General features: G+C 72.8%; 11 protein-coding genes. 7 read left to right on the top strand and 4 right to left on the bottom strand.

Features of this window, described 5'->3' with window-relative positions; all coding sequences use genetic code 11:
* Positions 1–51 precede the first annotated feature (51 nt).
* From CHC11_RS27450 to CHC11_RS27460, 3 genes are all read left to right on the top strand, one after another.
* On the top strand, positions 52–1,071 hold the full coding sequence (locus CHC11_RS27450) for an acyl-CoA dehydrogenase family protein (protein ID WP_179279027.1): 1,020 nt from the start codon (positions 52–54) through the stop codon (positions 1,069–1,071).
* A complete protein-coding gene (locus tag CHC11_RS27455) occupies positions 1,071–2,234 on the top strand; it encodes an acyl-CoA dehydrogenase family protein (protein ID WP_089314706.1) in 1,164 nt (387 codons plus the stop codon). The genes CHC11_RS27450 and CHC11_RS27455 overlap by 1 nt, the downstream gene beginning before the upstream one ends.
* 63 nt (positions 2,235–2,297) lie before the next feature.
* Positions 2,298–3,923, top strand: coding sequence for an AMP-binding protein (locus CHC11_RS27460; protein ID WP_179279028.1), 1,626 nt, complete (start codon positions 2,298–2,300; stop codon positions 3,921–3,923).
* Between the two features lie 87 nt (positions 3,924–4,010).
* Here CHC11_RS27460 and CHC11_RS27465 read toward each other — a convergent pair whose 3' ends face one another.
* Positions 4,011–5,234 (bottom strand): acetyl-CoA C-acyltransferase, encoded by a 1,224-nt coding sequence (locus CHC11_RS27465; RefSeq protein WP_089314708.1) that lies wholly within the window; start codon positions 5,232–5,234, stop codon positions 4,011–4,013.
* 87 nt (positions 5,235–5,321) lie between these two features.
* On the opposite strand from CHC11_RS27465, the gene CHC11_RS27470 reads away from it, so the two are divergent.
* On the top strand, positions 5,322–6,188 hold the full coding sequence (locus CHC11_RS27470; protein ID WP_089314709.1) for an SDR family NAD(P)-dependent oxidoreductase: 867 nt from the start codon (positions 5,322–5,324) through the stop codon (positions 6,186–6,188).
* Positions 6,189–6,282: 94 nt separating this feature from the next.
* Positions 6,283–7,047 (top strand): enoyl-CoA hydratase/isomerase family protein, encoded by a 765-nt coding sequence (locus tag CHC11_RS27475; protein ID WP_089314710.1) that lies wholly within the window; start codon positions 6,283–6,285, stop codon positions 7,045–7,047.
* 34 nt (positions 7,048–7,081) lie between these two features.
* Here CHC11_RS27475 and CHC11_RS27480 read toward each other — a convergent pair whose 3' ends face one another.
* Entirely contained in the window at positions 7,082–7,918 is an 837-nt protein-coding gene (locus tag CHC11_RS27480; protein ID WP_089314711.1) for a CoA-transferase subunit beta, read from the bottom strand.
* Positions 7,915–8,802 (bottom strand): CoA transferase subunit A, encoded by an 888-nt coding sequence (locus CHC11_RS27485; RefSeq protein WP_089314712.1) that lies wholly within the window; start codon positions 8,800–8,802, stop codon positions 7,915–7,917. The genes CHC11_RS27480 and CHC11_RS27485 overlap by 4 nt, the downstream gene beginning before the upstream one ends.
* A 137-nt stretch (positions 8,803–8,939) precedes the next feature.
* Here CHC11_RS27485 and CHC11_RS27490 point away from each other — a divergent pair, with 137 nt between their 5' ends.
* A complete protein-coding gene (locus CHC11_RS27490; protein WP_089314713.1) occupies positions 8,940–10,094 on the top strand; it encodes an acyl-CoA dehydrogenase family protein in 1,155 nt (384 codons plus the stop codon).
* Here the strand turns inward: CHC11_RS27490 and CHC11_RS43560 are convergent.
* Positions 10,052–10,324 (bottom strand): SDR family NAD(P)-dependent oxidoreductase, encoded by a 273-nt coding sequence (locus CHC11_RS43560; RefSeq protein ID WP_089314714.1) that lies wholly within the window; start codon positions 10,322–10,324, stop codon positions 10,052–10,054. The two genes, CHC11_RS27490 and CHC11_RS43560, sit on opposite strands and share 43 nt — an antisense overlap.
* Before the next feature lie 163 nt (positions 10,325–10,487).
* Between CHC11_RS43560 and CHC11_RS27500 the strand changes: the two genes are divergently transcribed.
* On the top strand, positions 10,488–12,077 hold the full coding sequence (locus CHC11_RS27500; protein ID WP_179279029.1) for an AMP-binding protein: 1,590 nt from the start codon (positions 10,488–10,490) through the stop codon (positions 12,075–12,077).
* Positions 12,078–12,086 lie beyond the last annotated feature (9 nt).

Below are 12,086 nucleotides of genomic sequence, written 5' to 3' on the forward strand. Positions count from 1 at the left end.
CGGGACGCACTCCACCGTGCGCTGCGAGAAGACCGAGGCAGGGAGGGCCGGGTGGACCTGGAGCCGACTCCGGAGCAACGTGACGTCGCCGCGACCTTCGAACGCCTACTCGCGCGCGAGTCGTCCGCGGAGCGGGTGCGCGCCGTCGAGGACGCGGGCTTCGACCCGGCGCTCTGGACGGTCCTCGTGGAGACGGGCGCCGTCGGGATCGCCGTACCCGAGCCGGCCGGCGGTACCGGCGGCGGCGTCGTCGAACTCGGCCTCGTGACCGAGGCCGCCGGGCGTCACCTGGCGTGCGCGCCGCTCGTCGAGGCGGCCTCCGCGGCGATGCTCCTCGCCGCGGTGGACGGTCAGGAGGCGAGGTCCGCGCAGGCCCTGGCGGGAGGACCCCCGGTGGTCCTCTGCCCGCGGCCGGCGGCCGCCGGCACCGCGGTGCTGGTGCCGGGCGGCGGAGCGGCGCGAGGCGTGATCGCGCTCGACGGCGTCGACCTCGTCCTCGCGCAGGGCCCACCGGCCGCGCCGCCCGGTGATCTCGGCTTCCTGGCCTGTGCCGACCGGCCGCTCGGCGGTGGCGCCGTCGAGCGGACCGTGCTCGCCCGCGGCGACGAGGCGCGGGACCTCTTCCGCGCGGGGCTCGGCTGGTGGCGGCTGGGCACCGCTTCGGTGCTGGTCGGGGTGGCGGATCAGGCGCTCGCCGTCGCCGTGGACTACGTCATGGCGCGCGAGCAGTTCGGGGTCAGGATCGGAAGCTTCCAGGCGATCCAGCACCTGCTCGCGGAGGTGGTGATGGCCGTGGACGGCGCGCGGCTGCTCGTGCGCGAGACCGGGTGGCGCCACGACGAGGGCGACGCGGGGTGGCGCGATGCCGCCGACATCGCCTTCGCCCACGCGGCCGAGACCGCCGTCCGGTCCGCGGAGGCGTGTCTCCACGTGCACGGCGGCTACGGCTACACGCTGGAGTACGACGCGCAGCTCTACCTGCGGCGGGCGAAGGCGCTCCAGCTCCAGGGCGGCGACCCCGAGGCGATCTGGGAGTCGATCGGCGCCGCGACCATGAGGGGGGCGGGCTGATGGACTTCGCCAACGGCACCGAGGCGGAAGGGCTCCGGGAGGAGGTGCGCGCCTTCGTCCGCGAGCACCTCACCGCCGACGTACTCGGACGCGTCGCGGCCACGGGCGACTACCACGACCGCGAGTTCCACTCGGGGCTCGCCGGCCGGGGCTGGGTGGGCGCGCACTGGCACGTCGAGGAGGGCGGTCGCGGCTGGGACCGCGCCAGGACCGACATCATCTACGAGGAACTCGCCTCGGCCGGTGCGCCGACCGAGGGCCTCGCGATCACGCAGATCGTGGGGGAGGCCATCCGGCGCGTCGGCACCGCGGAGCAGCGGCGTCGGCTGCTCGCGCCGATCTGCCGGGGAGAGCTGCTGCTCGCCCTCGGCTACACCGAGCCCGGCTCGGGGTCCGACCTGGCCTCGGTCCGGACCCGGGCGACCCGTGACGGCGCCGGATGGATGATCAACGGCCAGAAGATCTTCACGACGCTCGCCGGTGAGGCCGACCACGTCTTCCTCCTGGCCCGCACCGACCCCGACGCGCCCAAGCACGCCGGTCTCACGATCTTCCTGGTCCCGACCACCGCCGAGGGCTTCTCGGTGGCACCGATCTTCACGCTGAGCGGCCAGCGCACCAATGTCACCTACTACTCCGATGTCCGCGTCGGCGACGAGGCGCGCGTCGGCGCGGAAGGGCAGGGCTGGGAGATCGTCAACGTCGCCCTCGCCTTCGAGCGCGGCGGTGAGTTCGCGGCACAGCTGCGCCGGCTGGTGACGGCGGCGGTGAACTGGGGCCGCGACCGGGAAGCCGTCGCCGGGGCCGGGTTCAACGCCCGGCTCGGCCGCGCCGTCGCCTCCGCCGAGGTCGCCCGCCTGCTGGGTCTGCGGGCGTCCTGGTCCCGCTCCAGTGCCGCGGCGGGAGCCGTCGAGGGGACGATGGCCAAGGTCTACGGCACCGAGGCGCTGCTCCGCGAGAGCCGTGCGCTGCTGGACGCGACCGGCGTCCAGGGGCTGCTGAACCGAGGCGCCGCCGGAGCGGCGGCCGCCGGCGAGCTCCAGCATCTGTACCGCGAATCCCAGATCGCCACGATCTACGGCGGCACCTCAGAGGTGCTGCTCGACCTCATCGCCCAGCAGCGGCTCGGGCTGCCGCGCGGGCGGCGCTCCACCGGGGCGTAGCGGCCGGGCACCTCAGCGCGGCCACGTTTGTGCAGAGTCACGTCAACTCACGAGGAGGCTCAGGTGGGTACGTCGAAGTTCGACTGGAACCCGGCCACGGTCTGGGAGACCATCGCCGGTCAGATTCCTGAGGCGCCGGCCCAGGTGCACGGCGATCGCACCTTCTCGTGGGCCGCGTTCGACCGCCGGGCGAACGGGCTGGCCGCCGCCCTGCTCGACGCCGACGCGAGCAGGGACGACCGGGTGGCCCTCTACCTGCGTAACAGCCCGGAGTACATGGAGGTCCAGCACGCCGCGTTCAAGATCGGAATCCCGGCCGTCAACACCAACTACCGTTACCGGGACGAGGAGCTCCGCTACCTCTTCGACGACGCGGACGTGACCTCCGTGGTCTTCCACGGGTCCTTCACCGAGAGGCTGGAGGCGATCCGCGGGGGCTCGTCGCGGCTGCGCCGGTTCTTCCATGTCGACGACGGAACCGATCCATGTCCGGAGTGGGCGGTCCCGTACGAGGAGGCGGCGGGGTCCGGGGGAGGGGCCGTGCGCTCGTCATGGGGGCGCGGCGGCGACGACCTGTTCCTGCTCTACACCGGCGGGACGACCGGGATGCCCAAGGGCGTGATGTGGCGCGTCGAGGACATGCTCCGCCAGATCAACGATGTCGCGGAGCTGTCGTTCGACCTGGACGACGCGGACGCCTCCATCCGGGCCGCCGTCAACGGCCCGGGCCCGGTCCACGTCTCCTGCAGCCCGATGATGCACGGCAGCGGCTGGTTCGGGGCCGCCATCGCGATGCACCAGGGCGGAAGCGTCGGCTCGCTCGTCCAGCCGAACCTGGACGCCGGGGAACTGCTCGACCTCGTCGACCGGCTCGGCGTGGCCAGCCTCACGATCGCGGGCGAGGTCTTCGCCCACAAGATCCTCGCGACGCTGGACGAGCAGCCGGGCCGCTGGGACAGCACCTCCGTCCGCCACGTCCTCACCTCGGGCGGGATGCTGAGCGAGGCCAGCAAGCGGGCCCTCCTGGAGCACTGGCCGCATGCCTCGATCCTGGACGGCTTCTCCTCCTCGGAGGGGTTCGGCATGGGCTGGTCGGTGGCCACGCGGGGGAACGTCCCGCCGACCGGGAGGTTCACCCCGGGGGCGAACCTTCGCGTGCTGGATCCGGACGGCCGGCCGGTCGCCCCCGGCTCCGGGGTGGTCGGGAAGCTGGTCGTGAGCAACCGCCTGCCCCTCGGTTACCACAAGGACCCCGGCAAGACCGAGCGCACCTTCCCGGTCATCGACGGCGTCCGCTCGGCGATCCCCGGTGACCATGCGCTCGTGCTGGAGGACGGCACCATCCAGCTGATGGGCCGGGACTCCCTCTGCATCAACTCCGGCGGTGAGAAGATCTTCACCGAGGAGGTCGAGGGCGTCATCCTCGACCACGAGGCGGTCGCCGACGTGCTGGTCGCGGGCATCCCCCACCCGACGTGGGGGCAGGTCGTGGCGGCGATCGTCAGTCTGGAGCCGGGCCGGTCACTCGGTGCGGACGACGTGGTCGCGCACGTCAAGGCGCGGCTCGCCGGTTACAAGGCGCCGAAGGTCGTGGTCTTCGTCGACGTCGTCCCGCGCGGGCCCAACGGCAAGGCCGACTACGGCGCCGCGCGGGGCTTGGCCGAGGCCCACCGCCGGAAGGCGTCTTGACGCCGGTCGCCGGGACCCGGCTTCGCGTCCCGGCGACCCGCGTGGACGGCCGGTGCACGGCCCGCCGGCGCTGCGCCGCGCGTCGGCTCACACCCTCTCGATGATGGTGGCCGTTCCCATGCCCCCGCCGGTGCACATGGTGACCAGTCCGGTGGACAGATCACGCCGCTCCAGCTCGTCGAGCAGGGTGGCGAGCAGGATCGGGCCGCTGGCGCCGATCGGGTGACCCAGCGCGATGGCGCCCCCGTTGACGTTGATCCGGTCGGGGCCGACACCGGTCTCCCGCGCGAACCGGAGCACGACCGACGCGAACGCCTCGTTGACCTCGAAGAGGTCGATGTCGTCCAGCGACATCCCGGCGCGCCGGGCGCACAGCTCGGCCGCGGGGCCGGGCGCGGTGAGCATGATGACCGGCTCCGCGCCGGCCGTCGCCGTCGCGACGACACGCGCCCGCGGCCGCAGGCCCCGCTCGCGTGCGTACCGCTCGCCGGTCACCAGTACGGCGCCCGCCCCGTCGGCCAGCCCCGACGAGTTGCCGGCATGGTGGACGTGCGTGATCTCGCCGGCGCGCGGATAGACCTCGCGCGCCATCGCGTCGAAGCTGCGCTCATAGCCCTCGACGGCGGCGCCGCCGAGCCGCTCGAAGGATGGGGGCAGGGCCGCGAGCGCCTCCTGCGTCGTGTCACGCGGCAGTTCCTCGCGGTCGAGGACGACCCGGCCGCCGGCGTCCGTGACCGGGACCGTCGAGGCGGCGAAACGCCCCTCGGCGATCGCGGTGGCCGCCCTGCGCTGCGACTCCGCGGCGAACCGGTCGACGGCGGTGCGGCCGAACCCCTCGACGGCGGCGATCAGATCGGCCGAGATCCCCTGGGGGATGATGGGGTAGCGCTCGCGAAGGCGCTCGTTGCCCCCGTCGAGGGTCATCCGCGAGGGGGGCGGGTAATGCGACATCATCTCGACGCCCGACGCCACGACGGCATCGGCCTGCCCGGCCTCGACCATCATGGCGGCCGAGTTGACGGCCTGCTGGCCCGAGCCGCACGCGCGGTTGAACGTCACGCCGGGCACCTCGACCGGCCATCCGGCCGCGAGCACGGCGAGCCGGCCGATGTTGTCGCCGTGGACGCCCACCGCGTTCGCGCACCCCGTGAGCACGTCCGCGACCTCCGCGGGGTCGAGCCCGGTCCGCTTCCGCAGTTCCACCAGCACTCCGGCGAGGAGCTCCTGCGGGTGGAGCGAAGAGAGCGCCCCTCCGGGCCTGCCCTTGCCCCGGGGCGTCCTGACGATGTCGACGATCACGGCGTTCCTCATGCCCGCGACTGTACCCACCCGACCAGTCGGTTGGCTATACTCCCCGCTACCAGCGGTCGTCCGGCCGTGGCACGCGAGGGGTGAGTGATGACGGAACTGCGGTTCGACGACCGCGTGGCGGTCGTGACGGGTGCCGGGGGCGGTCTCGGCCGGGCGCACGCGCGGCTGCTCGCGGCGCGCGGAGCCAAGGTCGTGGTGAACGACATCGACCGCGCGGACGGCGCCGGCCGGACCCCCGCCGCGGTCCTGGCCGAGGAGATCGAGTCCGCGGGTGGCACGGCGGTCGCCCACAACGCGTCCGTGGGCGGGCCCGGAGCCGCCGCCGGCGCGGTCACGACGGCACTCCAAGCGTTCGGCCGCCTCGATATCGTGGTGAACAACGCCGGCGTCGTCCGCGACCGCTCCTTCCTCAAGATGAACGACCAGGAGCTCAAGGACGTCCTCGACGTGCACTTCCACGGAACCTTCGACCTCACCCAGGCGGCGTGGGGTCTCTTCCGCGACCAGGGGTACGGTCGTGTCGTCATGACGACCTCGGTGGCGGGGCTGTTCGGCAACCTTGGCCAGGCCAACTACGCCTCGGCCAAAGCGGCCGTGGTGGGCTTGGGGCGCACGCTCGCCGTGGAGGGCGCGCGCTACGGGATCAAGGTGAACCTCGTCTCCCCCGGGGCCGCGACCGCCATGACGGCCAAGATGCTGCCCGCGGACCTCCACGAGGAGATGTCGCCGGACCGGGTCGCTCCGATGGTCGCCTACCTGTGCCACGAGTCGTGCGCCGTGACCGGTGAGATCTTCCACGCGGTCGCGGGCCGGTTCGCCCGCAACTTCGTCGCGGTGACCGACGGCTACACCAACCCCGGCGCCACGGTCGAGGACGTGGCCGAGAACCTCGGGGCGATCATGGACACGACGTCGTGGAGCATCCCCTCGCAGGCAGTCGAGTTGCCCCGATGACCGAGCGGACGCCCGCCGGGACGACGACCGAGCAAGGAGGTCCCCGCATGACCATCGACCACGAAGCGACGTCCCGGGCCCGCGGCGGTGCGGCATGAGCGTGGACGTCGATCGCGACAGGGGCCTGGTCCGCATCGTCCTCAACTCGCCCGAGCGGCGCAACGCCCTGACCTGCGAGGAATTCGAGCGGCTCGGCGCCGAGCTGACCCGGATCGCCCGGACGCCGTCGGATCGCGCGGTGCTCCTGACGGGCGCGGGCTCCGCGTTCTGCGCCGGCGCCCAGCTGGCCGAGGCCGTGCCGGAGGAGCCGACCCTGGCGATCATGGGACGGATCAACGAGGCCGCCCGCGCGCTGCACCGGCTGCCGCAGCCGATCGTGGCGGCGGTCAACGGGCCCGCGTACGGCGCGGGGATGAGCATCGCGCTGGGCTGCGACATCGTGCTGGCCGCGGACAGCGCCACCTTCTGCCAGGTCTTCGTGAAGCGCGGCCTGGTGCCGGATTTCGGGAGTTCCTGGTTGCTGCCCCGCATCGTCGGGCGGCAGGCCGCGAAGCGGCTGGTGCTCACCGGTGAGCCGGTCGGCGCCGCCGAGGCGCTCGCACTGGGGATCGCCGCCCAGGTCGTGCCCGCCGGCGATCTCCCGGGCACGGCGGAGTCGCTGGCCCGCAGCCTCGCCGACGGCCCGCCCATCGCCCAGCGGCTGGCCAAGAGACTCCTCGACGCCTCGTCCACGAACGGGTTCGACGACCAACTCGACGCGGAGGCGGCCGGAGCCGCCGTCGCGTCGGCGTCCGAGGACGTCGCGGAGGCCTTCGCGGCCTTCGCCGCCAGGCGGCCGCCCGTCTTCCGCGGCCGCTGAGCCTGAGCGGGTCGCGGAAGGCCCGGCGGGCGGGTCAGGCGGGCGCGCGGAAGCCTCGCTTGCGGTAGCCCTCCGGGTCGATGACGCGCCGGATGAGGTCCACCTGCCGGACGGTCGGCACCGCAGTCGTGGTGACCTCCGCCGGGAGGACCGGTTCGAACCCGGTGGCGGCGAGTACCCGCTCGACGGTCACGCCGGGATGCACCGAGCGCAGCCGCATCCGCTCGGAGACCGGCGCGAAGTCGAGCACCGCCAGGTTCGTGACCACCAGCTCCGGGCCACCGCCGAGCCCGAGCCGCCCGCGTTCGCCCCCGCCGCCCAGGTAGCCGGCCGCGGAGCGGAAGTCCACCCGCTCGACGAGCGTGCGGGGAGAGTGGTCGGTCACCCAGTAGACGATCCGCTTCGAGAGGGACCCCATGTCGCCCAGGCCCGCGGTGCCGGGCAGCCGCACCCGCGGCCGGTCGAAGGACCCGATGACGCTGTTGTTCGCGTTGCCGTAGGCGTCGATCTGGGCGGCGCCCGCGCAGAACGTCCGCAGCAGCCGCTCGTCGGCCACCCAGTCCCACAGCTCGGTGGCGACGTCGACGTACATCACCGAGTCCTGCCACAGCGGCCACTCGAAGGTGGAGGCCGTCAGGCGCGGCGAGCGCGGGGAGACCCCGGAGCCGCCGGCGATCCACACCAGGTCCGGCGCGTGGGTCCGGCGCGCCAGCTCGATCGCGCAGACCGGGATGAACGACGAGATGCCGTTGAGCACCTGCTCGCCGTCCTGGAAGCAGGCGGCGAGCACGCACACCATCAGCTCGTCGACCGTGTGGTCCTCCGAAGGGCGGTCGGCCGGGGCGGCGCGGCGGTCCGCCCGGTCGCTCATCGCGCGCCGCCCGGGGTGAGACCGGCGAGGCGCTCGAGCCCGATGAGCGTGACGTAGTCGCCGTGCGTCGCCGCGCCGTGGACGACGCGGTCGAGGAACCGCGCGGCGCCCGCCTCGTCTCCGGCGGCGGCCACCCAGGACCGGATGAACTCCGCGTCGTAGTCGTACACCGGGAAGAGCGAGTTCGGATGGGCGCCGTACGGCGCCTCGACGACGGCGTCCACCAGGAAGGCGGGGAGGACGGTCCGCTCAGGGGCTCTCCGGAGCACGTCGGTGTCGACGATCTCCTCGACGGTCACGACCACGCGCCGCGCCGCCCGGGGGAGGAGCGCCGTCATGGGGTGGCGGGGGCCCGGGTCCACGGCGACGTTGCCGAACCGGTCGGCGCGGTGCGCGTGGAGGAGCGCGACGTCGGGGTGCAGGGCGGCGCACGCCACCACCGGCGGCCCGCCGAACGGATCGAGGACGACCTTCACCGCGGGGTTGCCCACGCTCAGCAGGTCGGTTCCGATCATCCCGGCGGTGGGCAGGAACGGCAGCCCCCGGGCGGCGGCGCCCAGCCGGGCCAGGAAGGCGGTCTCCGAGAGCTCCTCCACGCCGACGGCACCGGCTTCGACCGCCCGGCGGAACCGCCGGCACATGCCGAAGTGCTCCATCGTGGCGGCCGCGAACGTGACCCGGCCGACGCCGCCCGCCGCGACCAGCCAGTCCAGGGCGATGCCACCGCTCAGGCTCACGATGTGCAGGTCGCGGGTTCCGCGGCGGATCAGCTCCCGCACCAGGGTCATCGGTGCGCACTGCGTCGGCCCCGACTGGAGGCCGACGACGTCCCCGTCCCGCACGAGACGCATCGCCTGCTCGGCCGAGGTGAGTTTCTCGATCACCCGCCGTCCTCCGCGCCGGGCGGTCGTGCGCTCCGTGGGGGGATGTCGTACGGGGACATCAACCTCACCTCTTCCCAACCAACTGGTTGGGTGGCAAAGTAATCCCGAAGCTGCACACCGGTCAACAGGGGCGGGCGATGGACTTCCAGGAGACGGCGGAGCATTCGGCGATGCGCGAGGCGGTGGCCTCGATCGGCGCTGGGTTCGGGCACGGGTACTTCGCCGACTGCGCGCGGGAGAAGCGGTTCGCCGGCGAGCTGTGGGCCGCGATCTTCGACAACGGGTTCGGCGCCGTCAACCTGCCCGAAAGGTACGGCGGGGGCGGCGGCGGCATCCACGAGATGGCGATCGTGATCGAGGAGCTGGCCGCCCAGGGGTGCCCGCTGATCCACCTGATCGTCGCCGGCATGTGCGGACCGATCATCGAGGAGTTCGGCACCGACGAGCAGAAGGAGCGCTGGCTCCCCGGCCTCGCCGCCGGCACCGTCAAGGTGGCCTTCGCCATCACCGAGTCCGGGGCCGGCTCGAACGCGCCGAACCTCTCGACCACGGCCCGGCGGGACGGTGCCGGCTGGGTGCTCAAGGGTGCCAAGCAGTACATCACGAACATGGACGTCGCCGACGCGGTCCTCGTGGTGGCCCGTACCGGCACCGACGACCGCGGCCGCGGCCTGCTGACGATGTTCATCGTCGACACGGACGCCGAGGGGCTGGAGTACCGGCCGATCCCCATGGAGATCAAGGAGCCGGACCAGCAGTTCTCGGTCTACCTCGACGACGTTGCGGTGCCGCGCGAACGGCTGGTCGGCGGCGTGCCCGACCAGGGGCTGCGGCAGGTGTTCTCGGGACTCAACCCGGAGCGGGTGAACGTCGCGGCCCAGGCCAACGGGCTCAGCCGCTACTTCATCGGCAAGGCGGTCGGCTACGCGCGGGAGCGGAACGTCTGGGGCCGGCCCATCGGCGCGCACCAGGGGGTCGCCCATCCGCTGGCGGAGGTGAAGATCCGGCTCGAGCTCGCCCGCCTGATGACCCACAAGGCGGCCTGGCTGTTCGACCGTCGGCTGCCCGAGGTCGGCGAAGCGGCCGCCGTGGCCAAGCTGGCCGCCGCCGACACGGCGCTCGCCGCCTTCGACCAGGCCATCCAGGTCCACGGCGGAAACGCCTTCGCCAGCGAATACGGAATCGGCGACCTGTGGGGACTGACCCGGCTGATGAGGTCGGCCCCGGTGAGCCGGGAGATGGTGCTCAACTACGTCACCCGGCACTCGCTGGGCCTGCCGCGCTCGTACTGATGCCCGGGCCTGGCCGGGCCCCGCGTCAGCGGATCCGTTCCGGCACGGCGCGCGGCCGGCGCGCGAGCGGATCGGGAACCGCGCGCAGGTCTGGCGGCGAGGGCCGCCTCCCCGCGCCTGGTGATCATCACGCGGACGCCGGCGGCCACCAGCTCGCGGGCGATGGCGCGGCCGATGCCCCGGGAGCCGCCGGTGACCAGGGCGACCTTGCCGTCGTGTGAGGCGTCCACGCGGCGGAAGATATCAGCCAACTGGTCGGTTGAATATAAGGATGGACGATTCGAGGCAATGCTGATCTCGCAGGTGAAGAGGAAGTGGGTCCGGCCGACTCTTGGCGGGACCCGGTATTTGGGTTAAGGTAACCCAACCAACCGGTTGGCAGAGGAGGATGCGGTGGCTGACGAAGTCACGACGATCCCCGCACGGCTGGCCGCGCGTGTCGCGGCGGACCCGGACGCCCATCTGGCCGCGGCCGGTGGCGACTGGATGACGGTCGCCGAGGTCCAGGACCGCGCCCGCCGCCTGGCCACGGGCTTGCACGGACTCGGCGTCTCGCACGGTGACCGGGTCGCGTCGATCATGCCGAACCGGCCGGAGGCGATCGACCTGTTCTTCGCGTGCGCCGAGCTCGGTGCGGTCCAGGTACCGCTGAACGTGTTCCTGAAGGGCGAGTTCCTCCGCTACCAGCTGGCCGATGCCGACCCGAGCGTCCTGGTCGTGGACGCCGCCGCGTTCGACATGGCGACCCGGCTGGTGTCGGGCTCGGGGATGGACATCCGCGTCGTGGCACTCGACGACACCGACGGCGACCCCGGCGCCGGCGTCGTCGCGTTCCAGGACCTCGCCCTGCCCCCGGAGCGGACGTGGCCCGACCCGGGCCCGGACTCGCTGCTCAGCATCCTGTACACGTCGGGGACGACGGGACTGCCCAAGGGCTGCATGATCAACCAGGGCTACTTCCTGCACATGCCCAAGGCGCACATGAGGTTCGGGTGGTTCAAGCCGTCGGACACCTCGATCACCACCCTGCCGCTCTACCACGGCTTCGGCCTGAGCGCCCTCATGGACGCGCTCGTGGCGGGGTGCCGGGTGGCCTTCGAGCCCGAGTTCAGTGCCTCGACCCTGATCGCCCGCGCCCGGGAGGTCGGCGCCACCCAGCTGTGGGCCGTCGGGGCCATCGGGGCGGCCCTCCTGGCCACACCCGCCGGTGACGCGGACAGGGACCACGAGCTGGAGCGGGCCGTCTTCATCCCGATGGCGCCCGTACCCCAGCACGAATTCGAACGCCGCTTCGGCGTCCACGTGCTGGCCGAGGGCTACGGCCAGACCGAGGTCCTGCCCGCCACGATGGACGGCGTCCGGGAGGGCCGCGACCGCCCCAGCTGCGGCAAGGCGCTGCCCTGGCTGGACGTCCAGGTCGTCGACGACGGCGACAGAGTGCGGCCGGCCGGCGAGGTGGGGGAGATCGTCGTCCGGCCGCTCGAACCGTACTCGATCTTCTCCGGGTACTGGCGCAACGAGGCCGCCACGATGGACGCCTGGCGGAACCTGTGGCACCACACAGGCGACCTCGGCAGCTTCGACGAGGAGGGCACGCTCCACTTCGTCGACCGGAAGAAGGACGCCCTCCGCAGGCGGGGGGAGAACGTGTCCTCGGTCGAACTGGAGGCGGCGATCGTCCGGCACCCCGGCATCGTCCAGGCGGCGGTCCACGCGGCGCCGTCCGAACTGTCCGAGGACGAGATCAAGGCGTGCCTGGTGTTCGAGCCGGGCGCCGACCCCGCTCCGGAGGAGCTGTTCGAGTACTTCCGCGAGAACCTCCCGTACTACGCCGTGCCGCGGTACGTCGAGGTGATGGACGAGCTGCCCGTCAACGCCATGGGCCGTGTCCAGAAGCACAAGCTCCGCGAGGCGTGGAACACGCCCGGCACGCTGGACTTCCAGGACTTGGGGCTGACCATCGAGAAGAGCTCGCGCCGGTGAGCGGTCGGG

Source organism: Actinomadura mexicana, from assembly GCF_900188105.1.
Lineage (GTDB): Bacteria > Actinomycetota > Actinomycetes > Streptosporangiales > Streptosporangiaceae > Spirillospora > Spirillospora mexicana.